Origin of the sequence: Enterobacter sp. CPE_E1241, assembly GCF_045618265.1 — a bacterium.
In the GTDB taxonomy this organism is placed as follows: domain Bacteria; phylum Pseudomonadota; class Gammaproteobacteria; order Enterobacterales; family Enterobacteriaceae; genus Enterobacter; species Enterobacter adelaidei.
The window spans coordinates 4,374,917-4,396,838 of the sequence record NZ_JBIWYV010000001.1 but is presented as its reverse complement, the minus strand read 5'-3'; the positions used below and the strand labels follow the sequence as shown (position 1 = coordinate 4,396,838).

The 21,922-nt window shown below is 54.3% G+C and carries 21 protein-coding genes; 6 read left to right on the top strand and 15 right to left on the bottom strand.

The window, feature by feature from the left end; all coding sequences use genetic code 11:
• Positions 1-109: 109 nt before the first annotated feature.
• Entirely contained in the window at positions 110-1,747 is a 1,638-nt protein-coding gene (locus ACJ9Y9_RS21515) for a dihydroxyacetone kinase subunit DhaK (RefSeq protein WP_028017015.1), read from the top strand.
• 63 nt (positions 1,748-1,810) lie between these two features.
• On the opposite strand, the gene ACJ9Y9_RS21510 is transcribed toward ACJ9Y9_RS21515, so the two are convergent.
• From ACJ9Y9_RS21510 to pepA, 5 genes are all read right to left on the bottom strand, one after another.
• Positions 1,811-2,830, bottom strand: coding sequence for an NAD(P)-dependent alcohol dehydrogenase (locus ACJ9Y9_RS21510; protein WP_028017016.1), 1,020 nt, complete (start codon positions 2,828-2,830; stop codon positions 1,811-1,813).
• Positions 2,831-2,913: 83 nt separating this feature from the next.
• On the bottom strand, positions 2,914-3,417 hold the full coding sequence (locus ACJ9Y9_RS21505; protein ID WP_028017017.1) for a GNAT family N-acetyltransferase: 504 nt from the start codon (positions 3,415-3,417) through the stop codon (positions 2,914-2,916).
• Positions 3,418-3,540: 123 nt separating this feature from the next.
• Positions 3,541-6,396, bottom strand: coding sequence for a valine--tRNA ligase (locus tag ACJ9Y9_RS21500; protein WP_028017018.1), 2,856 nt, complete (start codon positions 6,394-6,396; stop codon positions 3,541-3,543).
• The gene (holC, locus tag ACJ9Y9_RS21495; RefSeq protein ID WP_008502815.1) at positions 6,396-6,839 is read right to left on the bottom strand and encodes a DNA polymerase III subunit chi; all 444 of its coding nucleotides are present in this window, start codon (positions 6,837-6,839) and stop codon (positions 6,396-6,398) included. Before holC ends, ACJ9Y9_RS21500 begins: the two co-directional genes overlap by 1 nt.
• A gap of 68 nt (positions 6,840-6,907) precedes the next feature.
• Positions 6,908-8,419 carry a leucyl aminopeptidase gene (pepA, locus tag ACJ9Y9_RS21490; RefSeq protein WP_028017019.1) on the bottom strand — a complete coding sequence of 504 codons (1,512 nt, stop codon included), beginning with the start codon at positions 8,417-8,419 and terminating at the stop codon, positions 6,908-6,910.
• A gap of 267 nt (positions 8,420-8,686) precedes the next feature.
• Here pepA and lptF point away from each other — a divergent pair, with 267 nt between their 5' ends.
• The 5 genes from lptF to mtgA all read left to right on the top strand — a co-directional run bounded on the left by lptF (position 8,687) and on the right by mtgA (position 14,946).
• Positions 8,687-9,787 (top strand): LPS export ABC transporter permease LptF, encoded by a 1,101-nt coding sequence (gene lptF / locus ACJ9Y9_RS21485; RefSeq protein ID WP_028017020.1) that lies wholly within the window; start codon positions 8,687-8,689, stop codon positions 9,785-9,787.
• Positions 9,787-10,869 carry an LPS export ABC transporter permease LptG gene (gene lptG, locus ACJ9Y9_RS21480; protein ID WP_028017021.1) on the top strand — a complete coding sequence of 361 codons (1,083 nt, stop codon included), beginning with the start codon at positions 9,787-9,789 and terminating at the stop codon, positions 10,867-10,869. The genes lptF and lptG overlap by 1 nt, the downstream gene beginning before the upstream one ends.
• 135 nt (positions 10,870-11,004) lie before the next feature.
• Positions 11,005-13,338 carry an aerobic respiration two-component sensor histidine kinase ArcB gene (gene arcB, locus ACJ9Y9_RS21475; protein WP_028017022.1) on the top strand — a complete coding sequence of 778 codons (2,334 nt, stop codon included), beginning with the start codon at positions 11,005-11,007 and terminating at the stop codon, positions 13,336-13,338.
• A gap of 232 nt (positions 13,339-13,570) precedes the next feature.
• The gene (gene elbB / locus ACJ9Y9_RS21470; RefSeq protein WP_028017023.1) at positions 13,571-14,224 is read left to right on the top strand and encodes an isoprenoid biosynthesis glyoxalase ElbB; all 654 of its coding nucleotides are present in this window, start codon (positions 13,571-13,573) and stop codon (positions 14,222-14,224) included.
• The gene (gene mtgA / locus ACJ9Y9_RS21465; RefSeq protein ID WP_028017024.1) at positions 14,221-14,946 is read left to right on the top strand and encodes a monofunctional biosynthetic peptidoglycan transglycosylase; all 726 of its coding nucleotides are present in this window, start codon (positions 14,221-14,223) and stop codon (positions 14,944-14,946) included. The genes elbB and mtgA overlap by 4 nt, the downstream gene beginning before the upstream one ends.
• Positions 14,947-14,985: 39 nt before the next feature.
• Here mtgA and npr read toward each other — a convergent pair whose 3' ends face one another.
• The 10 genes from npr to kdsD form a co-directional block, all read right to left on the bottom strand.
• The gene (gene npr, locus ACJ9Y9_RS21460) at positions 14,986-15,258 is read right to left on the bottom strand and encodes a PTS phosphocarrier protein NPr (protein WP_003861872.1); all 273 of its coding nucleotides are present in this window, start codon (positions 15,256-15,258) and stop codon (positions 14,986-14,988) included.
• Positions 15,255-16,109, bottom strand: coding sequence for an RNase adapter RapZ (gene rapZ, locus ACJ9Y9_RS21455; protein ID WP_028017025.1), 855 nt, complete (start codon positions 16,107-16,109; stop codon positions 15,255-15,257). Before rapZ ends, npr begins: the two co-directional genes overlap by 4 nt.
• Positions 16,110-16,154: 45 nt before the next feature.
• Positions 16,155-16,646, bottom strand: coding sequence for a PTS IIA-like nitrogen regulatory protein PtsN (gene ptsN, locus ACJ9Y9_RS21450; protein WP_008501443.1), 492 nt, complete (start codon positions 16,644-16,646; stop codon positions 16,155-16,157).
• Between the two features lie 82 nt (positions 16,647-16,728).
• Complete coding sequence (gene hpf, locus ACJ9Y9_RS21445) at positions 16,729-17,016, bottom strand: ribosome hibernation promoting factor (protein ID WP_008501444.1); 288 nt, start codon at positions 17,014-17,016, stop codon at positions 16,729-16,731.
• Positions 17,017-17,038: 22 nt separating this feature from the next.
• Complete coding sequence (gene rpoN, locus ACJ9Y9_RS21440) at positions 17,039-18,472, bottom strand: RNA polymerase factor sigma-54 (RefSeq protein ID WP_028017026.1); 1,434 nt, start codon at positions 18,470-18,472, stop codon at positions 17,039-17,041.
• 47 nt (positions 18,473-18,519) lie between these two features.
• Positions 18,520-19,245, bottom strand: coding sequence for an LPS export ABC transporter ATP-binding protein (gene lptB / locus ACJ9Y9_RS21435; protein WP_025756692.1), 726 nt, complete (start codon positions 19,243-19,245; stop codon positions 18,520-18,522).
• A 6-nt stretch (positions 19,246-19,251) separates the two neighbouring features.
• Positions 19,252-19,806, bottom strand: coding sequence for a lipopolysaccharide ABC transporter substrate-binding protein LptA (gene lptA, locus ACJ9Y9_RS21430; protein ID WP_024906352.1), 555 nt, complete (start codon positions 19,804-19,806; stop codon positions 19,252-19,254).
• On the bottom strand, positions 19,775-20,350 hold the full coding sequence (lptC, locus tag ACJ9Y9_RS21425; RefSeq protein ID WP_028017027.1) for an LPS export ABC transporter periplasmic protein LptC: 576 nt from the start codon (positions 20,348-20,350) through the stop codon (positions 19,775-19,777). The genes lptA and lptC overlap by 32 nt, the downstream gene beginning before the upstream one ends.
• Complete coding sequence (gene kdsC, locus ACJ9Y9_RS21420) at positions 20,347-20,913, bottom strand: 3-deoxy-manno-octulosonate-8-phosphatase KdsC (RefSeq protein WP_028017028.1); 567 nt, start codon at positions 20,911-20,913, stop codon at positions 20,347-20,349. The genes lptC and kdsC overlap by 4 nt, the downstream gene beginning before the upstream one ends.
• 14 nt (positions 20,914-20,927) lie before the next feature.
• Positions 20,928-21,914 (bottom strand): arabinose-5-phosphate isomerase KdsD, encoded by a 987-nt coding sequence (gene kdsD, locus ACJ9Y9_RS21415; protein ID WP_025756696.1) that lies wholly within the window; start codon positions 21,912-21,914, stop codon positions 20,928-20,930.
• Positions 21,915-21,922: the final 8 nt, after the last annotated feature.

The following is a 21,922-nucleotide window of genomic DNA, read 5'->3' as shown; positions in this document are numbered from 1 at the left end:
GAGTATAGGCAACCTGGTCGCAATTTGGTTGAGTAAATTCCTGACTTTGCGGCGCATTATCCAGCGCGGACTATGCTTTTGCATACGGTTCACAAAATAGTGGGAAACTATGTCCAGATTCTTCTTTAACGATCGCAAACAGCTGGTCAACGATGCCATTGAAGGCATACTGCTTTCTGCGCCACACGCGAATCTCGTCAAACTTGATATCGATCCGGCCATCAGGATCGTCGCGCGCGGCGACTGGGACAAAAGCCGCGTAGCGGTGATCTCCGGCGGTGGCTCTGGTCATGAGCCTGCACACGCCGGGTTTGTCGGCAAAGGCATGTTGACGGCGGCGGTGTGCGGCGATCTGTTTGCTTCGCCGAGCGTGGATGCGGTACTGAACGCCATTGTGGCGGTAACGGGCGATCGCGGTTGTCTGCTGATCGTCAAAAACTATACCGGCGACCGCCTGAACTTCGGTCTGGCAGCGGAAAAGGCCAAACGCTATGGCCTGAAGGTGGAGATGGTGATTGTTGCCGATGACATCGCGCTGCCGGATAACAAGCAGCCGCGCGGCATTGCCGGTACGGCGCTGGTACATAAGATTGCAGGTTATGCGGCGGAGCACGGGAAATCACTGAGTGAAGTGCGGGATATTGCGCAACAGGCCTGCGATAATCTCTGGAGCCTGGGCGTTGCGATGCAAACCTGTAACCTGCCAGGCAGTGATGATGGAGAAGGGCGAATTAAGCAAGGTCATGTGGAACTGGGGCTCGGTATTCACGGGGAGCCGGGAGCTTCGGTGGTTGATACGCAAAACAGCAAAGCCATTATCGACACGCTGGTAACACCGTTACGCGAGCAGGCGGGAGAGGGGCGCTTTGCAGTGCTGATTAACAATCTTGGCGGCGTGTCGGCGCTGGAGATGGCGCTGCTCACCAAAGAGCTGGCGCACTCGGCTCTGAAAGAGCATATCGCGTACCTGATTGGCCCCGCGCCGCTGGTGAGTGCCCTGGATATGAAGGGCTTTTCCCTGACGTTATTGAAGCTTAACGACCTCTTTGAAAAAGCGCTCCACGAGGAGGTTGAGACGCTGGGCTGGCAAAAACCGGTGGCGTTTGCGCCCTTGCGTGTACAGGAACATAGCGCGCTGTATGACCGCGTGGAATATACCCCATCTGCTAACGCAGAGGCGGGCGAGTATGTCTCCCAGGTAACAACCACGCTGATTAAGCTTGAAAATCGGCTCAATGCACTGGATGCCAAAGTGGGGGATGGCGATACCGGCTCTACCTTTGCGCAAGGAGCGCGAGACATTGCGCAGCGCCTTGAGGAGCACAAACTGCCTCTGGATGATATCCCAACGCTGCTGTTGCTGGTAGGCGAGCGGTTGGCCACGGTGATGGGCGGATCGAGTGGCGTGCTGATGTCGATCTTCTTTACGGCGGCCGGACAAAAGCTGCATGACGGGAAGCCGTTGCCGGAAGCCCTGCTGAGTGGGCTGGCGCAGATGAAGCAGTACGGTGGGGCTGATCTTGGCGATCGTACGCTGATCGACGCGCTGCAGCCCGCGCTGGAGGCGTTGCTGAAAGGCGATCTTCACGCGGCGGCGCAGGCTGCGCGGCAGGGTGCCGAAGCGACCGCGAAAATGCAGAAAGCCGGAGCGGGGCGTTCGTCGTATGTGAATAAAGAGAATCTGGATGGAGTAATGGATCCGGGGGCGGTCGCGGTGGCAGAGGTGTTTGCTGCGCTGGCTCGGTAGTGTAGAAATGCCGGGTGGCGGCTACGCCTTACCCGGCCTGCAAACATGATGTCCGCGTGAAAATCAAAAATCCGCTTTCAACACCACGCGATAACGGGCTTTGCCGTCACGCACGTGCTGGATCGCTTCGTTGATTTTTGACATCGGATACAGCTCAGTAGTCGGAGCCACTTTGGTGCGTCCGGCAAACTTCATCAGTTTGCGCAATTCGAATGGCGTACCGGTGGCAGAGCCGGACACGCTGCGATCCCCGCCAATCAAGGTAAACGCCGGAACGGGCAGCGGCTTCATCACGGCACCTACGGTGTGGAAGTTTCCGCCGTAGGCCAGCGCTTCAAAATACGGCTGCCAGTCGAGATCGACGTTGACGGTGTTGATGATGAGATCAAACTGGCCTGCCAGCGCGTTCAGCGCATGCGGATCTCGGCTGTTCACAACCTTGTCTGCACCCATCGCCAGCACTTCTTTCTCTTTCGCCGGGTTTGAACTGAACGCTGTGACTTCACAGCCCATCGCGTGCAGCAGTTTGATGGCGATATGCCCCAGTCCGCCAATACCGATGACGCCCACGCGGCTGGTGGCAGTGATATGGTGCATCAGCAGAGGTTTGAAGACGGTGATACCACCACACAGCAATGGACCGGCGGATTCGATATCAATGCTGTCCGGCAGTGGAATGACCCATTGCCAGTCGGCGCGCAGCTTATCGGCAAAACCACCTTTGTTAAGTATGGTAGGAACGGCGCCTTCGAGGCAGTTGATCTGATTACCGCTGATACAGGCATCGCAGTGGCCACAGCTGCGTGCTGTCCAGCCAATGCCCACGCGTTGACCCACTTTCAGTCCTTTGTCCTGCGCGGCGCTACCGAGCGCCACGACGCGGCCAATCACTTCGTGTCCGGCAACCAGCGGGTAGCTGGAGAAGCCCCATTCGTTGTCGATCATCGAGAGATCCGAGTGGCAGATCCCGCAGTAATCAACCTGTACTTCGACGTCTTCTGCTTTTAGTTCGCCCGCATCGTACTCGTAAAGCTCAAGTTCTGCACCTGCCTGCGGTGCGGCGTAGCTTTTTATCTTCGACATCGTGTTTCCCCCGTTGTGGTGTGAACTGAGAGTGTAGAGCATTCAGTTCAGCACCGCTTAACAGAAGAGGGCGGCAATATTATTTACAGATTTTTCAGCATCCTGACTTCGCAATCGACGTGGCCGGTACAACCGAGCGGTGCATCAATATGCTCAAAGCCCAGATGTTCATACAGGCCAATGGCCTCTTTGAGGAAGGCGGTTGTTTCGAGGTAACAGCGCGTAAAACCCTGCTTACGTGCGTGTTCCAGGGCGATCAGTGCCAGCTTTTTCGCCAGTCCTTGCCCGCGTGCAGTTGGGAGGAAATACATTTTCTGTAGTTCGCAGATATCCGGCTCGCTACAACTGAGTGGCGCCACGCCGCCGCCGCCCACAACCAGACCATTCTGCTCGATTACCCAATAGGCATGCCCTGGCTGGCTGTAGAGCTGAAAAAGCTCATCCAGATTTGGGTCTGCAACCGTGTAGCCTTTGTCAGCCGTCAGGCCATATTCGGCAGAAACGGTGCGGATAACGGCGGCAATAGCCGGGTTATCCTGCTCAGTGATCCGACGCATCGTCGTCGCGACGGGGGTAATCACGCTCATAGCATTACTCATTACAAAAATTGACACATAACTGCTGTTAATAGCACCGCAGAAAGGGGAGTGCAAGCGAGGAGTTTTCAGGAAGGTTACCCCTTACGCCCTGAAGCGTAAGGGGTAAAAGCATTACAGGGCGGCAATCACTGCCTGCTGCTCAATCAGTTTGGTCTTCGCATCGGCGAAAGCAACCAGACGCTCACGCTCTTTGGCGATGACCGCTTCCGGCGCGCGGGCCACAAAGCCTTCGTTCGCCAGCTTGCTTTCGATTTTGCCAATTTCCACGTCGACTTTTGCCACTTCTTTCGCCAGACGAGCCAGCTCGGCGTCTTTGTCGATCAGGCCCGCCATCGGGATCAGCAGCTCTGCGCCGTCGATGATTTTAGTCACGGATACCGGACCTTTATCATCTGCAGGCAGCACAGTGATGCTTTCCAGACGCGCCATGGTTTTCAGGAAGGTGTTGTTCTCGGTGACACGACGAACAGCAGCTTCACTGCAACCACGCAGCAGCAATTCCAGCGGTTTACCCGGAGCGATGTTCATTTCTGCACGAATGTTACGTACAGCAACGATCGCCTGTTTCAGCCATTCGGTATCTGCTGACGCAGCGTCATCAACCTTCGCCGCATCGAATTCCGGGAATGGCTGCAGCATGATGGTGTCTGCGTTGATTCCAGCAATCACTTTCACACGCTGCCAGATGGTTTCGGTGATGAATGGAATGACTGGATGCGCAAGACGCAGCAGACCTTCCAGCACGGTAATCAGCGTGTTGCGCGTGCCGCGCAGCTCCGCCTTAGAACCGCCGTTCATCACTGGCTTCGCCAGCTCCAGGTACCAGTCACAGAACTGGTTCCAGGTGAATTCGTACAGGATGCCTGCCGCGATATCGAAGCGGTAGCTGTCCAACGCTTCGCGGAATGCTTTCACCGTCTGGTTGAATTCCGCCAGGATCCAGCGATCCGCCAGAGACAGAGTCATCTCGCCGCCGTTAAAACCGCAATCCTGATCTTCGGTGTTCATCAGCACGAAGCGGCTGGCGTTCCACAGCTTGTTACAGAAGTTACGGTAACCTTCCAGACGCTTCATGTCCCAGTTGATGTCACGGCCAGTAGAAGCCAGTGCCGCCAGGGTGAAACGCAGGGCGTCAGTACCGTGAGGCTCGATCCCGTTCGGGAACTGTTTCTCGGTACGCTTGCGGATTTTCTCAGCCAGCTGCGGCTGCATCATATTACCGGTGCGTTTTTCCAGCAGCTCTTCCAGGGAGATACCGTCAACCATATCCAGTGGGTCAATAACGTTACCCTTGGATTTAGACATCTTCTGGCCTTCGTCGTCACGGATCAGACCGGTCATGTAGACGGTATGGAACGGAACCTGCGGTTTACCGTCTTCATCTTTGATGAAGTGCATGGTCATCATGATCATGCGGGCAATCCAGAAGAAGATGATGTCGAAGCCGGAAACCATCACGCTGGTTGGGTGGAACTGACGCAGCGCGTCGGTGTTTTCTGGCCAGCCGAGGGTGGAGAAGGTCCACAGCGCGGAAGAGAACCAGGTATCCAGCACGTCTTCGTCCTGGCGCAGCGCAACGTCAGCGCTCAGGTTATTTTCCTGACGAACTTCGTCTTCCGTGCGGCCAACGTAGACATTGCCTTCGTTGTCGTACCATGCCGGGATGCGGTGACCCCACCACAGCTGACGGGAGATACACCAGTCCTGAATATCACGCATCCAGGAGAAGTACATGTTTTCGTACTGCTTCGGCACGAACTGGATGCTGCCGTTTTCAACCGCTTCAACAGCCGGTTTCGCCAGCACGTCAGCACGCACGTACCACTGGTCGGTCAGCATTGGCTCGATAACCACACCGCCACGGTCGCCGTACGGCACGGTCAGATCGTGAGGTTTGATCTCTTCCAGCAGGCCGAGTGCGTCAACGGCAGCCACAATCGCCTTACGCGCGGCAAAACGTTCCATTTTCTGGAATTCTGCCGGGATAGCGTTTGAGTAAACGTCAGTTTCTTCGCCTTTGGTATCGTACACTTCTGCGCTTTCACGGATATCACCGTCGAAGGTCAGAATGTTGATCATTGGCAGGGCGTGACGACGACCGACTTCGTAGTCGTTAAAGTCGTGCGCCGGGGTGATTTTCACGCAGCCGGTACCTTTTTCCATGTCGGCGTGTTCGTCGCCCACGATCGGAATACGGCGGTTAACCAGCGGCAGCACCACGAATTTGCCGATCAGATCTTTATAACGTGGATCTTCCGGGTTAACAGCCACGCCGGTATCGCCCAGCAGGGTTTCCGGACGAGTCGTCGCGACCACCAGGTAATCTTTACCATCGGCGGTTTTTGCACCGTCAGCCAGCGGATAGCGGATATGCCACATGGAGCCTTTAGACTCGCGGTTTTCCACTTCCAGGTCAGAAATTGCGGTGCGCAGTTTCGGATCCCAGTTTACCAGGCGTTTGCCACGGTAAATCAGGTCTTCTTTATACAGACGGACGAAGACTTCTTTAACGGCGTTGGACAGGCCTTCATCCATGGTAAAGCGCTCACGCTCCCAGTCCACGGAGTTGCCAAGACGACGCATCTGACGGGTAATGGTGCCGCCAGATTCCGCTTTCCACTGCCAGATTTTGTCGATGAACGCGTCGCGACCGTAGTCGTGGCGAGTTTTACCTTCTTCCGCGGCAATTTTACGTTCAACCACCATCTGGGTCGCGATACCCGCGTGGTCAGTACCCGCTTGCCACAGGGTGTTTTTGCCCTGCATGCGCTGGTAGCGGATCATGGTGTCCATGATGGTCTGCTGGAAAGCATGACCCATATGCAAACTGCCGGTGACGTTCGGCGGCGGGATCATGATGCAGAAGGACTCTTTGCTTTCGTCGCCGTTAGGCTTGAAATAGCCCTGCTGTTCCCAGTGCTCGTAAAGCGGCTGTTCGATATCGCGTGGGTTATATGTCTTTTCCATTATTTCCAGGTTGCCGTATTCAGGTTAAAACCAGCCAGGCGGTACGCTTTGTAGCGTTCGCGCGCCAGTTGTTTCAAAGATTCTTCGTAAGGGACAAAGTCTACCACTTCTGTGAAAGCGGTGGCAAAATCTGCAAAATCTATCCGCAGGCTAATCAGAATATCGCGCGCGCTGCTGTTGCGCTTTTGCGGCCAGGCAATTTCGACCGGCGCACCGCCGCGCGGACCTTCGCCAGACAGGTTATGCGGCACGAAACTCTCAGGCGGACGTGCCCACAACGCTTCATCAAGCCGTATAGCCTGCTGTTCATCTTCGCAGGCAATCAAAACGCGCTTGCCTGCTCGCCAACGTTCTGCGGCAATTTCACACACCAGCTGTTCGACGGCGCTGAGGCCATCCTGATGGGTGTCGTTGTCCAGAAGGTAGAACGTTGCATTCTTCATATATGGGGCTTCTTGTCATGGATTTAAATGCAAAGCCGGGTAAGCGTAGTGCCACCCGGCGTTTTACATCACTCGTCGCCGTTAAACCCAGCGCGATTCAGCAGGAACTGCGAGAGTAACGCGACCGGACGACCGGTTGCGCCTTTGGCTTTACCGGAACGCCATGCGGTGCCCGCGATATCCAGGTGTGCCCAGTTGTACTTGCGGGTGAAGCGTGCCAGGAAGCAACCTGCGGTGATAGCACCGCCAGGACGGCCGCCGATGTTCGCCATATCCGCAAAGTTAGACTCCAGCTGCTCCTGATACTCATCACCCAGCGGCAGACGCCATGCGCGGTCACCGGCTTGTTCCGAGGCACCAATCAGTTCGTGTGCCAGCGGGTTGTGGTTCGACATCAGGCCGGTAATGTGATGGCCCAGCGCGATCACGCAGGCACCGGTCAGGGTAGCCACGTCGATGACCGCTTCAGGTTCGAAACGCTCAACGTAGGTCAGCACGTCACACAGCACCAGACGGCCTTCGGCGTCAGTGTTCAGGACTTCAACCGTCTGGCCAGACATGGTGGTCAGGACGTCACCCGGACGATAAGCGCGACCGCCAGGCATGTTTTCGCAGCCTGCCAGTACGCCAGTGACGTTAATCGGCAACTGAAGTTCTGCGACCATACGCATCACGCCGTATACGGCCGCTGCGCCGCACATGTCGTATTTCATCTCGTCCATGCCTTCGGCAGGTTTGATCGAGATACCGCCGGAGTCGAAAGTCAGGCCCTTGCCGACGAGCACGATTGGACGTGCATCTTCGGACGGGTTGCCCTTGTATTCGATGACTGACATCAGGGATTCGTTCTGAGAGCCGTTACCGACGGCCAGATATGAGTGCATCCCCAGCTCTTTCATCTGCTGTTCGCCGATAACGCGGGTGATGACATTCTTGCTGTAGGTATCAGCCAACTGGCGCGCCTGGGATGCCAGATACGCGGCGTTACAGATATTAGGCGGCATGTTACCGAGATCTTTCGCCGCCTTAATGCCAGCCGCAATCGCCAGACCGTGCTGAATAGCGCGTTCGCCGCTGGTCAGTTCGCGACGGGTTGGCACGTTGAAGACCATTTTACGCAGCGGGCGACGCGGCTCGCTTTTATTGGTCTTCAGCTGATCGAAGCTGTACAGGCTCTCTTTTGCTGTTTCGACAGCCTGGCGAACTTTCCAGTAGGTATTACGGCCTTTGACGTGCAGTTCTGTCAGGAAGCAGACAGCTTCCATTGAACCGGTATCATTCAGCGTATTGATCGTTTTCTGAATCACCTGCTTATACTGGCGTTCATCCAGCTCGCGCTCTTTACCGCAGCCAATCAGCAGAATGCGCTCGGACAGTACGTTCGGAACATGGTGCAGTAACAGCGTCTGCCCAGGTTTGCCTTCCAGTTCGCCACGGCGCAGCAGGGCGCTAATGTAGCCGTCACTGATTTTATCGAGTTGTTCGGCGATCGGGGAGAGTCGGCGTGGTTCAAAGACGCCCACAACGATGCAGGCACTCCGCTGTTTCTCCGGGCTACCGCTTTTTACACTGAACTCCATGCACTACGCTCCTGAATCTTAAAGACAACGGCGGCAGCTACAGATAGAATTGAAAGCTTTCGTAACTCATGTCCGCTGTTGTGGTGACTTCGTGTTAATCTTACGTTATTACGGTTTCGACACGTCAGAAAAAAGTCCTGAAGCGTGAATCCGCCGGGTGTTTTAATCTTAGCGATGATTTCGACGACTCAAGAGAATAAATGACGTTTAAGCCATGAAACAAGCGATTTTCCAGCAAAGAGACGGGTTTTTACGGGCGTATTTAAAGTGATAATCATAAGATATCTGGTGCGGGAGACGCTCAAAAGCCAACTGGCGATCCTCTTCATCCTGCTGCTGATTTTTTTCTGTCAGAAGTTGGTTAAGATCCTCGGTGCGGCCGTTGACGGCGAAATTCCAACGAATCTGGTGCTTTCCCTGCTTGGTTTAGGGATCCCGGAAATGGCGCAGCTTATCCTGCCGCTAAGTCTTTTCCTTGGTCTGCTCATGACGCTTGGTAAGCTCTACACCGAGAGTGAAATCACGGTGATGCATGCCTGTGGTCTGAGCAAAGCCGTGCTGGTGAAGGCCGCGATGATACTGGCGCTGTTCACCGGTATCGTTGCGGCGGTGAATGTAATGTGGGCAGGTCCCATGTCCTCCCGTCATCAGGACGAAGTGCTGGCCGAAGCGAAAGCGAACCCCGGCATGGCGGCATTAGCCCAGGGGCAGTTCCAGCAGGCGACTGACGGTAACTCTGTGCTGTTTATTGAGAGCGTAGACGGCAGTAAATTCAACGACGTATTTCTGGCGCAGCTGCGTACGAAAGGTAACGCACGTCCGTCTGTGGTCGTCGCCGACTCTGGCCAGCTTGCTCAACGCAAAGATGGTTCGCAGATTGTGACGCTGAATACAGGTACCCGTTTTGAAGGTACCGCGATGCTGCGGGACTTCCGTATCACGGACTTCCAGAACTACCAGGCCATTATTGGTCATCAGGCTGTGGCGCTCGACCCATCGGATACCGAACAAATGGACATGCGTACGCTGTGGAATACCGATACCGACAGAGCGCGCGCTGAGTTCCACTGGCGAATTACTCTCGTCTTTACGGTGTTTATGATGGCATTGATTGTGGTTCCGCTGAGCGTGGTCAACCCTCGCCAGGGACGTGTGCTCTCCATGCTGCCGGCGATGTTGCTGTACCTGATCTACTTCCTGCTGCAAACCTCGATTCGCTCAAACGGCGCTAAGGGTAAGCTGGATCCCATGGTCTGGACATGGGTCGTCAACAGCTTGTACATCTTACTGGCGCTGGGATTAAACCTGTGGGATACGGTGCCAGTGCGCCGCATACGTGCCCGATTCTCGCGTAAAGGAGCCATCTAATGCAGGCGTTTGGCGTTCTTGATCGCTATATCGGTAAAACCATTTTTACCACCATCATGATGACGTTGTTCATGCTGGTGTCGCTCTCCGGCATTATCAAATTTGTCGATCAGCTGAAAAAAGCCGGGCAGGGGAGCTATGACGCGATGGGCGCGGGGATGTACACCCTGCTCAGCGTGCCGAAAGATGTGCAAATCTTCTTCCCGATGGCAGCACTGTTAGGTGCGCTGCTGGGGCTGGGGATGCTGGCCCAGCGCAGCGAGCTGGTCGTCATGCAGGCATCGGGCTTCACCCGTATGCAGGTTGCGCTGTCGGTAATGAAAACCGCGATCCCTCTGGTGCTGCTGACCATGGCGATTGGCGAGTGGGTGGCACCGCAAGGTGAACAAACGGCGCGTAACTACCGTGCTCAGGCGATGTACGGCGGCTCTCTGCTTTCCACTCAGCAAGGTCTGTGGGCGAAAGACGGAAAAAGCTTCGTCTACATTGAACGTGTAAAAGGCAACGATGAGTTAGGCGGTGTGAGTATCTACTCCTTCAACGACCAGCGCCGTTTGCTGTCTGTCAAACACGCCTCATCGGCGAAGTTTGATCCCGAACATAAGCAGTGGCGTTTGTCACAGGTAGATGAGTCTGACCTGACAGACCCGAAACAGATCACCGGTTCTCAGACGGTTTCCGGCACGTGGAAGACGAACCTCACGCCGGATAAGCTCGGTGTTGTGGCACTGGATCCAGATGCGCTCTCTATCAGCGGTTTACACAACTATGTGAAATACCTGAAGTCGAGCGGCCAGGATGCCGGACGTTATCAGCTCAACATGTGGAGCAAGATCTTCCAGCCAATGTCCGTGGCGGTGATGATGCTGATGGCGCTGTCGTTTATCTTCGGCCCCCTGCGTAGTGTGCCGATGGGTGTACGTGTGGTAACCGGTATCAGCTTTGGCTTTGTATTCTACGTGCTCGACCAGATCTTCGGCCCGCTGACGCTGGTTTACGGCATCCCACCGATTATTGGTGCGTTGCTGCCAAGCGCCAGTTTCCTCCTGATCAGCCTCTGGCTGCTTCTGAAACGCTCCTGATTGACCTCTCCTCGCTTCCGGTTAACCGGGAGCGGGGCTAATCTCCTGTTTCATCCCGCACTTTTTCTCACAACCTTCAACGCCCCGCCGCGAATTTGAGTATTATTGAGCGATAAAGTCGTGAAGGGATCCTCTATGAAGCAAATTCGAATGCTTGCCCAGTACTACGTCGACCTGATGATGAAGCTCGGGCTGGTGCGTTTCTCCATGCTGCTTGCGCTGGCACTGGTCGTTCTGGCCATCGTTGTGCAGATGGCCGTCACCATGGTTTTGCATGGTCAGGTGGAGAGTATCGACGTTATCCGCTCCATCTTCTTTGGCTTGCTCATTACCCCCTGGGCGGTCTACTTCCTCTCCGTGGTGGTTGAACAGCTGGAAGAATCCCGTCAGCGCTTGTCAAAACTGGTGGATAAACTGGAAGAGATGCGCGAGCGCGACCTGAAGCTCAATGTTCAGCTCAAAGACAACATTGCACAGCTGAACCAGGAGATTTCAGATCGTGAGAAGGCGGAAGCCGAACGTCAGGCTACGCTGGAGCAGCTTAAAATCGAAATGAAAGAGCGTGAGGTGACGCAGATCCAGCTTGAGCAGCAATCCTCTTTCCTGCGTTCGTTCCTCGATGCTTCACCGGATCTGGTTTTCTACCGTAACGAAGACAAAGAGTTCTCCGGCTGTAACCGGGCGATGGAGCTGCTGACCGGGAAAAGTGAAAAGCAGCTGATTCACCTGAAACCACAGGATGTCTATTCTGAGGAGGCGGCGGCCAAGGTCATGGAGACAGATGAAAAAGTCTTCCGCCACAACGTCTCGCTGACCTATGAACAGTGGCTGGATTACCCGGACGGGCGCAAAGCCTGCTTTGAGATCCGTAAAGTGCCGTACTACGACCGCGTCGGGAAACGTCATGGCCTGATGGGCTTTGGTCGCGATATTACCGAGCGTAAGCGCTATCAGGATGCCCTGGAGCGTGCCAGCCGCGATAAGACCACCTTTATCTCCACCATCAGCCACGAACTGCGTACGCCGCTTAATGGCATTGTCGGTCTGAGCCGTATTTTGCTGGACACCGATCTGACCGCGGAGCAGGAAAAATACCTCAAAACGATCCATGTCTCGGCGGTCACGCTGGGGAATATCTTCAATGATATTATCGACATGGATAAGATGGAGCGCCGTAAAGTCCAACTGGATAACCAGCCGGTTGATTTCACCAGCTTTATGGCCGATCTGGAAAACTTGTCCGGTCTGCAGGCGCAGCAGAAAGGGCTGAGTTTTGTGATGGAACCCTCTCTGCCACTGCCGCATAAAGTGGTCACGGACGGTACCCGCCTGCGCCAGATCCTGTGGAACCTTATCAGTAACGCTGTGAAATTTACCCAGAAGGGGCAGGTTGCGGTGCGCATCCGCTATGACGAAGGTGACATGCTGCACTTTGAGGTGGAAGACTCGGGGATTGGTATTCCGCAGGAGGAGCAGGACAAAATTTTCGCGATGTACTACCAGGTGAAAGACAGCAACGGCGGGAAACCTGCCACCGGTACAGGCATTGGCCTGGCGGTATCTAAACGGCTTGCGAAGAGTATGGGCGGGGACATTACGGTAACCAGCCAGGCGGGCAAAGGCTCGACCTTCACGCTGACGGTACATGCGCCAGCGGTGGCTGAAGAGGTTGAGGATACCTTTGAAAACGACGATATGCCGCTGCCCGCGCTGCACGTCCTGTTGGTGGAAGACATCGAGCTGAACGTGATTGTGGCACGCTCGGTGCTGGAAAAACTGGGTAACAGTGTGGACGTGGCAATGACCGGTAAAGCCGCGCTGGAGATGTTTAAACCGGGTGAATATGACCTCGTCTTGCTGGATATTCAACTGCCGGATATGACCGGGCTGGATATCTCACGTGAACTGACGAGCAAGTATGCCGCTGACGATCTGCCGCCGCTGGTCGCGCTGACGGCGAACGTGCTGAAAGACAAAAAAGAGTACCTCGATGCCGGTATGGATGATGTGCTTAGCAAACCGCTGGCGGTGCCTGCCCTGACCGCCATGATCAAGAAGTTCTGGGATACCCGTGATGAAGAGGAGAGCACCATGACGTCTGTTGATAGCGCAAAAGCCCAAACGATACTCGATACCGCGATGCTGGAGCAGTATATCGATCTGGTTGGTCCAAAACTGATTACCGACGGTCTGGCTGTGTTCGAAAAGATGATGCCTGGCTATCTGAGTGTGCTGGAATCAAACCTGACGGCACGAGACCAGAAAGGTATTGTGGAAGAAGGGCATAAAATCAAAGGTGCGGCCGGCTCGGTTGGCCTGCGTCACCTGCAACAGCTGGGACAACAGATTCAGTCGCCTGATTTACCTGCATGGGAAGATAACGTGGGTGATTGGGTCGAAGAGATGAAACAAGAGTGGCAAAACGATGTTGCGGTACTTAAAGCCTGGGTCGACGCCAGAAAAAAATGACCCCGGCTTAACCGGGGTGCGCGAATACTGCGCCAACACCAGGGAAATCTTGGCTGCGCCTGTTTTTTCAAGTTATTTTCGAATGGGCGCCGCCTGAAAAATTTAGGCCGCACGCAGATAAGATAGCAAATCTTAAATGGTTTGTTACATGAATCAGTGAAATGTGTGAAGCATAGCGTTTTAATCAAAATTATTAATGTGCTTCAGCGAGTTGCAAAGAAGGAACCTGATGATGAAAAAGATTGGTGTCGTGCTGAGCGGATGTGGTGTTTACGACGGTTCAGAGATACATGAAGCCGTCATCACATTGTTGGCGCTTTCCCGAAACGGAGCTGATGTTGTCTGCTTCGCGCCGGATAAAAGCCAGACTGATGTAATTAATCATTTGACCGGCGAGCCGATGGCGGAAACTCGTAACGTATTGATTGAAGCGGCACGCATTGTTCGCGGCGATATTCACCCTCTTAATCAGGCTAATGCTTCAGAGCTTGATGGGTTAATTGTGCCAGGCGGGTTTGGCGCAGCGAAAAACCTGAGCAGCTTTGCTTCCCAGGGGGCAGAGTGCCATGTTGATCCGGATTTAAAAGCGCTGTCACGTGCGATGCACGCTGCGGGTAAACCGCTGGGTTTTATCTGTATTGCCCCGGCGATGCTGCCGAAAATTTTTGATTTCCCACTGCGCCTGACCATTGGGACCGACATCGACACTGCTGAAGTTGTTGAGGATATGGGCGGCGAACATGTGCCGTGTCCTGTCGATGACATCGTGGTGGACGAAGACAATAAAATTATTACCACGCCTGCATACATGCTGGCGCAGAATATTGCTGAAGCAGCCACGGGCATTGAAAAGCTGGTGGACAGAGTGCTGGTGCTTGCTGAATGAGTCGTAAGTTCAGTCCCGGTGCAAGGTTAAAGCGTATCCTGCTGAGAGCTCTGCTCGTACTGGCGGTCTTCTGGGGCGGCGGGATTGCTTTATTCAGCATTGTACCGGTCCCTTTCTCTGCTGTGATGGTTGAGCGCCAGATTGGCGCATGGCTCTCTGGGGATTTCCGCTATGTTGCACATTCCGACTGGGTGAGCATGGACGAGATCTCACCGTTCATGGGGCTGGCAGTCATCGCGGCAGAGGATCAGAAATTCCCGGAGCACTGGGGGTTCGACGTGGCGGCCATTGAGAAGGCGCTTGCTCATAACGAACGCCACGAAAACCGCGTGCGCGGCGCGTCGACGTTGTCGCAGCAGACGGCCAAAAATCTGTTTTTATGGGATGGTCGAAGCTGGGTGCGAAAAGGGCTGGAAGCGGGGTTGACCCTGGGGATGGAAACGGTCTGGAGCAAAAGACGCATTCTGACCGTCTATCTCAATATCGCTGAGTTTGGCGACGGCGTATTTGGTGTGGAAGCCGCTGCGCAGCGTTATTTCAATAAGCCTGCAAGCCGTCTAAGTATGTCAGAAGCTGCGCTATTGGCCGCTGTTTTACCTAATCCCATCCGTTTTAAAGCCAGTGCCCCATCAGGCTACGTGCGAAGCCGACAGGCGTGGATTATGCGCCAGATGAATCAACTGGGCGGGGAGGGGTTTATGCAGCGTAATAATCTCATGTAGGGCGGGTAAGCACAGCGCCACCCGCCGAAGGGACGAACGTTAGTCTTCGTCAAAACCGGCGTTAAACAGCGCAATCACCGCCGCCAGCGCTTCTTCTTCCTGGGGGCCGGTGGCTTCTACTTCAATCTGGCGTCCTTTGGCTGAGTCCAGCATCAGCAGTGCGATCACGCTGTTCGCTTCCGCTTCTGTGCCTTCATCATTACGCAGCAGAACTTCTGCATCGAACCCCTGCATCAGCTCAAACAGCTTCATCGCCGGGCGTGCGTGCATGCCCAGCTTATTGGTGATCTCAACAGTTTGTTTTACGGTCATGTTTTACGTTTTTCCAGCGTGCGATGACGGGACTGAACGTTCTTTCCGCGTGAACGGAAATAATCGGCCAGCTGTTCGGCGATGTAGACCGAACGATGTTTACCGCCGGTACAGCCAATCGCCACTGTCAGGTAGCTACGATTGTTTGTTTCCAGCATAGGTAACCATAGCTCAAGGTAGCTTCGCGTCTGGTAGATAAAATTGTGAACTTCTGTGTGTCGGTCGAGGAAGGCCGCGACGGGTTTATCCAGACCTGTCATTGGACGCAGTTTCGGATCCCAGTGCGGGTTCGGCAGGAAACGCACGTCGAAAACATAATCCGCATCAATGGGGATACCGTGCTTAAAGCCGAAGGACTCGAACACCATCGTCAGTTCACGCTCGCGCTTGCCCAACAAACGGGTACGCAGCATTTCCGCCAGCTCATGAACGGACATCTCAGAGGTGTCGACGATCAGGTCAGCACGAGAACGAAGTGGCTCCAGCAGATCGCTCTCTTCGTCGATAGCGCTCTCCAGAGAGAGGTTCTTACTGGAAAGCGGATGCAGACGGCGGGTATCGCTGTAGCGGCGGATCAGGGTATTACGATCTGCATCCAGGAACAGCAACTGAGGTGAGAATTCCTCAGGCAGGTTACTCATCGCCTGCTCAAAAATTTCTGGCGATTCAGGCATATTACGAACGTCGATACTGACGGCGGCAGAGGTTTGTCTTTCCGCAAGCGTCCGAGCCAGATCGGGTAACAACACGACCGGCAGGTTATCTACGCAGTAAAAACCCATGTCTTCCAGCGCGCGCAGAGCAACGGATTTCCCCGACCCTGAACGGCCACTGACAATCATCAGTACCATGTTCCGTTTCTCCTCAGGACAACAGATGTGAAAGCCATCTCCTGGTTATGCATCATCCTGATTGCCTTCTGCTTCAGTGATAATTTGATAGAGCTCTTCATCACTTTGGGCTGAGCGCAGTCGACGGCAAATGGTTTTATCAGCCAGGCGTTTTGCGACCAGAGAAAGCGTATGCAGGTGGGTTTTCGTCTGGTCAGCAGGCACCAGCAGCGCGAAGAGGAGATCGACGGGCTGGTTATCAATGGCATCGAAGGCGATAGGGGTTTCCAGTTGCACAAACACACCGACGGCACGCAAGGTGTCTTCTTCCAGTTTGCCATGCGGGATCGCGATGCCATTGCCGATGCCGGTACTGCCCATCTTTTCACGGGTCAGGATAGCTTCGAACACTACCTGCGGTGGCAGGCCCAGCTGTTTTGCGGCCAGTTCACTGATGATCTCCAGCGCACGCTTTTTGCTCTGGCAGTGAACTGCACTGCGGGTACATTCCTGGTTAAGGACATTGCTCAGTTGAAGAGCGGAATCGTTGTTCATCATAATTTCACCTAAGCGCTAACTGTACAAATGGCCCGTTGTGTTTCACAACAGGCCGTCCTGCACCCGTTAACTGCCCGGACAATTAGTGTTGTTTCAGTTTATCTTTATGTTTATTAAGCTGTCGCGCAAGCTTATCAATCAAGCCGTCGATAGCCGCATACATGTCTTGCCCTTCCGCACTGGCATGGAGTTCACCCCCGTTGACGTGCAGGGTTGCATCCGAGATATGAGTCACTTTCTCCACTTTCAACACAATATAGACCTGATTGATCCTTTCGAAATACTGCTCGAGTTTTGCAAACTTCGCGTTCACGAAGTCGCGTAAAGCCTCAGTAATTTCGACGTTTTGTCCAGTGATGTTGAGCTGCATAGTGTCTTCCTTATCGGTTGTGTCAAACCAGCTGCTTACGCTGGTTGGACGGCGGAATGGATAAAGACTCTCGATACTTCGCAACAGTACGACGTGCCACCATAATACCCTGGTCGGACAGCATGGTGGTTAACTTACTGTCACTCAGTGGCTTCGCGGGGTTCTCCGCGGCGATCAACTTCTTCACCAGTGCGCGAATTGCCGTTGACGACGCTTCACCGCCGCCCTCGGTATTCACATGACTGGAGAAGAAATACTTAAGCTCAAAAATACCGCGTGGACTGTGCAGATACTTCTGCGTGGTGACGCGGGAAATGGTTGATTCATGCATCTCGACGGCCTGGGCAATATCTGCCAGTACCATCGGTTTCATATACTCTTCGCCCTGCTCAAAGAAAGCCTGCTGCTGTTCGACAATGCAGCGGCTGACGCGGAGCAGCGTATCATTTCGGCTCTCCAGACTTTTGATCAACCATCGCGCTTCCTGCAGATTGCTACGAATATATTGGTTGTCAGAGTCGTTTCGTGCGCTGGTGCACATGGAGGCATACTGCTGGTTGATTTGCAGGCGAGGGATGCTGTCAGAGTTCAGTTCAACGACCCAGCGGCCATTGTGTTTTCTGACCAGCACATCCGGGATCACGTACTCAGGTTCGCTGGTCTGGATCGACTGTCCGGGGCGTGGATCGAGCGACTGGATCAGATTCACCGCTTCTTTCAGCACCTCTTCTTTCAGGCGCGTGACGCGCATCAGGGTGCGGAAATCGTGGTTAGCCAACAGATCCAGATGATCGCTAATGATAACGCGTGCCTCATCAATCCATGGCGTCTCTTTGCTGAACTGAGAAAGCTGGATCAGCAGGCAGTCGCGTAGATCTTTTGCCGCCACACCGACCGGATCGAAACGCTGGATACGCTTCAGAACCGCTTCAATCTCTTCGAGTTCAATCTCTTCGTCGCCCATGCTTTCCAGAATATCGTCCAGCGTGACGGTCAAATAGCCCGTGTCGTCAACGGCATCGACAATTGACGTGGCAATCGCGCGGTCGGTATCGGAGAAGGGGGTCAGTTCCACCTGCCACATCAGATAATCCTGTAGCGACTGGGTGGTTTCACCCTGATAGACCGGTAGCTCATCATCCTGGTAGTCTGCACGCGTACCGGAAGGGGTTCCGGCGGTGTAGATTTCATCCCAGCTGGCATCCAGCGGAAGCTCGTCCGGCATCTCTTTTTGTTCGAGTGCATCAGCGGTATCGAGCGCTTCTGTATCCTGCGACTGCTGGGTATCTACCTCGTCATGAAGATCGGTTTGTTCCAGCAGCGGATTGCTGTCCAGCGCCTGCTGGAGCTCCTGCTGGAGTTCTAATGTGGACAGTTGCAACAGGCGAATTGCCTGCTGTAGCTGCGGCGTCATCGCCAGTTGTTGGCTGAGCCTTAATTGCAAACCTTGCTTCATGTTCAGAGCATTTTTCTCCGGTTCGGCGTTACGTTACCTCTACCCTATCAGAGTCTGAAGTCTTCCCCAAGATAGACGCGCTTAACATGATCATCTTCGAGGATCTGCTGCGGCGTACCGTGGGCGATCAGATTGCCCTGGCTCACAATATAGGCGCGTTCACACACGGCCAGCGTTTCACGCACGTTGTGGTCAGTGATCAGTACACCAAGCCCGCTGTCGCGCAGGTGTTCAATGATACGTTTAATGTCGATAACGGAGATGGGGTCAACGCCCGCAAACGGTTCATCCAGAAGGATAAATTTCGGGTTTGCGGCCAGCGCACGCGCGATTTCAACGCGGCGACGTTCCCCCCCGGAGAGCGCCTGACCGAGGCTGTCACGCAGGTGCTCAATGTGGAACTCTTCCATCAGCTCGTTGGCACGATCCTGTCGCTGTTCGCTGGTCAGGTCGTTACGAATTTGTAGAACCGCCATCAGGTTATCGTAAACGCTAAGACGACGGAAAATAGAGGCTTCCTGCGGCAGATAGCCGATTCCGCGACGCGCGCGAGCGTGCAACGGCAGAAGGCTGATGTCTTCATCGTCAATAACAATGTTGCCGGCATCGCGTGGCACAATGCCAACGACCATGTAGAACGTGGTGGTTTTACCCGCACCGTTAGGGCCAAGCAGGCCCACAATTTCGCCGGAGTTGACGGTCAGACTGACATCTTCTACGACACGGCGGCCCTTATAGGCCTTCGCGAGATTTTTTGCAGTTAATGTTGCCATAACGAATTAGTTACTCTTCTTCTGTGCCGGGGCCTGGCCTTTACCTTTGTCCTGCAGCTGCGACGGAACCAGCACGGTGGTTACGCGTTTGCCTTTCTCGCTGGAGGCCTGCATTTTTTGCTCTTTCACCAGATAGGTGATCTGGTCGCCGGTAATATTGCTGTCCAGCTGTTCCAGATAGGCATTACCCGTCAGGATGACCAGATCCTTCGCCAGCTCATAGTGCATGTGCGTGGCGTGGCCCTTCACCGGCTTGCCGTTGTCCTGCATCTGGTAGAAGGTTGCCGGGTTGCCGTAGCCATCAATAATCTCTTTGCCCTGCTCACCACCCGGACGGGTAACGACCACTTTGTCGGCGTTGATTTTGATGGTGCCCTGGGTCATGACGACATTACCCGTAAAGGTGACGACATTACCCTGCATATCAAGAGACTGCGTGTCTGACTCGATATGGATCGGCTGGTCGGTATCGCCCGTTACAGCAAGCGCGGGGAGACTGGTCGCCAGCATCGCACTGGCGATAATTACTTTAAGGCTGAGTTTGTTTGTTTTGAATTTCATAGGAGGTTCTAACCTTTTCAATCAGCTCGGCGTTTTTGCTGCGTAAGTTCCCGCGCATTCTTAAACCGCTGGAATTAAATGTTGTGCCATATAGTGTGACCAGATCCTGCGACGTCACATCCTGGGTCACCAGGTTGATCTGGGCATTATCCGTCGTAATTTTTCGCAGTTGCGAGTCAGGCGTCAGAGCGTTGACTTCAACGTGACCATATAGATAAAGCATACGGTCATTTGTCAGTTTTGCCCGGTCTGACTTGATTGACCACGTCGGGACTTTGTCCTTATCAAACGTCGTCATGACAGGTTGGGTAAACCACGAAATACCGTCATCTGAAAAATATTCAACATGCTGGGCAATCAGGCGATAGTTCAGTGCCCCTTCCGGGCTGTAGACCACGGTGTCGCTGTGATCGCTTTTATAGGTTGGATCGTTATTGTTGATCACTTCCGTTTGCGTATCGTCGCGATCGGCAATATTCACGCCAATCAATACCAGTGCGACAAGCGAAAGCAGAATGATAACCCAACGTCTGGTTTTACTCATATTGATTGCCCTTTGGCCTCATCAAGCTTGCCTTGCGCCAGCAGAAGCAGATCGCAGACTTCACGTACGGCACCGCGGCCGCCATTGATGTGGGTAACGTAGTCAGCGCGTGGGAGCAACAGCGGATGCGCATCGGCAACGGCGATGCTCAGCCCAACTTCAGCCATCACGGGCCAGTCAATCAGGTCATCCCCGACATAAGCCACGTTTTCCGGTGCAATTGCCAGTTTACCCACTAAATCATTGAACGCCGCCATCTTATCGGATTGTCCCTGATACAGATGGGTAATGCCCAGCGTTTCACAGCGATCTTCTACCAGTTTAGCTTTTCGCCCGGTGATTATCGCTACCTCGATACCCGAGGTGAGGGCACAGCGGATACCGTAACCGTCGCGAACGTTAAACGCTTTCAGCTCTTCACCATTATTGCCCATGTAAATCAGGCCATCGGAGAGGACCCCATCCACATCCAGGATGAGCAGGCGAATCTTTTCTGCCTTCGCCATCATATGGGTACTGACCGGACCATAACAGGTTGCAAGGGATGCACCCGCATTACTCATTGTCTTATCCTTCATTACACTACGCCTGCGCGTAGCAGATCATGCATATGTACCACACCCAGCAACTGGTCGCCATCGGCAACCATAACGGAGGTGATATGACGGGACTGCATCAGGTTCAGCACATCCACTGCCAGCGTACCCGGGCGAACGCGGATGCCGCCAGGTGTCATCACATCGGCAATGCCAAGCGTGCGGACATCTACACCCATATCAAACACGCGACGCAGGTCCCCATCGGTGAAGATCCCCTGAATTTTCATCAGATCATCGCACACGACTGTCATACCCAGATTCTTGCGGGTGATTTCCAGCAGCGCATCGCGCAGGGAGGCCGCTTTACTGACGTGAGGGATTTCATCCCCGGTGTGCATAATATCGTTGACCCGCAGAAGCAGCTTGCGCCCAAGCGCACCGCCGGGATGAGAAAGTGCGAAATCTTCAGGGGTAAAACCGCGGGCTTCCAGCAGCGCTACGGCAAGCGCATCACCCATGACCAGTGCCGCGGTGGTGCTGGAGGTCGGAGCCAGGCCCAGAGGGCAGGCTTCTTTGGGAACCTTAACGCACAGGTGAATATCGGCCGCCCGCGCCATGCTACTTTCCGGGCGACTGGTCATGCAAATGAGGGGGACCTGCAGTCGCTTCAGTACCGGGATCAGCGCCAGGATCTCATTGGATTCACCGGAATTTGACAGTGCGATGACGATATCTTGCGGTGTGACCATCCCCAGGTCGCCGTGTGCGGCTTCCCCCGGGTGTACAAAGAAAGAAGAGGTTCCGGTGCTGGCAAACGTCGCGGCCATTTTGCGGCCAATATGACCGGACTTGCCCATCCCCATTACCACGACTTTACCGGCACAGTAGAATATCTTCTCACATGCCAGACTAAAATCCTGATTAATGTACTGATCTAACTGCGCCAGACCTTCACGTTCAATCTCCAGAACGTCTTTGCCTGCTTTCTGAAAGTCAAAACCCGGCTGCAATTCTATTTGCGACATAATGCGTT

Bases quoted from the DNA above. Each gene is read 5' to 3' on its own strand.
- ACJ9Y9_RS21515 (WP_028017015.1), top strand. From the start codon at position 110: ATGTCCAGATTCTTCTTTAACGATCGCAAACAGCTGGTCAACGATGCC.
- ACJ9Y9_RS21510 (WP_028017016.1), bottom strand. From the start codon at position 2,830: ATGTCGAAGATAAAAAGCTACGCCGCACCGCAGGCAGGTGCAGAACTT.
- ACJ9Y9_RS21505 (WP_028017017.1), bottom strand. From the start codon at position 3,417: ATGAGCGTGATTACCCCCGTCGCGACGACGATGCGTCGGATCACTGAG.
- ACJ9Y9_RS21500 (WP_028017018.1), bottom strand. From the start codon at position 6,396: ATGGAAAAGACATATAACCCACGCGATATCGAACAGCCGCTTTACGAG.
- holC (WP_008502815.1), bottom strand. From the start codon at position 6,839: ATGAAGAATGCAACGTTCTACCTTCTGGACAACGACACCCATCAGGAT.
- pepA (WP_028017019.1), bottom strand. From the start codon at position 8,419: ATGGAGTTCAGTGTAAAAAGCGGTAGCCCGGAGAAACAGCGGAGTGCC.
- lptG (WP_028017021.1), top strand. From the start codon at position 9,787: ATGCAGGCGTTTGGCGTTCTTGATCGCTATATCGGTAAAACCATTTTT.
- arcB (WP_028017022.1), top strand. From the start codon at position 11,005: ATGAAGCAAATTCGAATGCTTGCCCAGTACTACGTCGACCTGATGATG.
- elbB (WP_028017023.1), top strand. From the start codon at position 13,571: ATGAAAAAGATTGGTGTCGTGCTGAGCGGATGTGGTGTTTACGACGGT.
- mtgA (WP_028017024.1), top strand. From the start codon at position 14,221: ATGAGTCGTAAGTTCAGTCCCGGTGCAAGGTTAAAGCGTATCCTGCTG.
- npr (WP_003861872.1), bottom strand. From the start codon at position 15,258: ATGACCGTAAAACAAACTGTTGAGATCACCAATAAGCTGGGCATGCAC.
- rapZ (WP_028017025.1), bottom strand. From the start codon at position 16,109: ATGGTACTGATGATTGTCAGTGGCCGTTCAGGGTCGGGGAAATCCGTT.
- ptsN (WP_008501443.1), bottom strand. From the start codon at position 16,646: ATGATGAACAACGATTCCGCTCTTCAACTGAGCAATGTCCTTAACCAG.
- hpf (WP_008501444.1), bottom strand. From the start codon at position 17,016: ATGCAGCTCAACATCACTGGACAAAACGTCGAAATTACTGAGGCTTTA.
- rpoN (WP_028017026.1), bottom strand. From the start codon at position 18,472: ATGAAGCAAGGTTTGCAATTAAGGCTCAGCCAACAACTGGCGATGACG.
- lptB (WP_025756692.1), bottom strand. From the start codon at position 19,245: ATGGCAACATTAACTGCAAAAAATCTCGCGAAGGCCTATAAGGGCCGC.
- lptA (WP_024906352.1), bottom strand. From the start codon at position 19,806: ATGAAATTCAAAACAAACAAACTCAGCCTTAAAGTAATTATCGCCAGT.
- lptC (WP_028017027.1), bottom strand. From the start codon at position 20,350: ATGAGTAAAACCAGACGTTGGGTTATCATTCTGCTTTCGCTTGTCGCA.
- kdsC (WP_028017028.1), bottom strand. From the start codon at position 20,913: ATGAGTAATGCGGGTGCATCCCTTGCAACCTGTTATGGTCCGGTCAGT.
- kdsD (WP_025756696.1), bottom strand. From the start codon at position 21,914: ATGTCGCAAATAGAATTGCAGCCGGGTTTTGACTTTCAGAAAGCAGGC.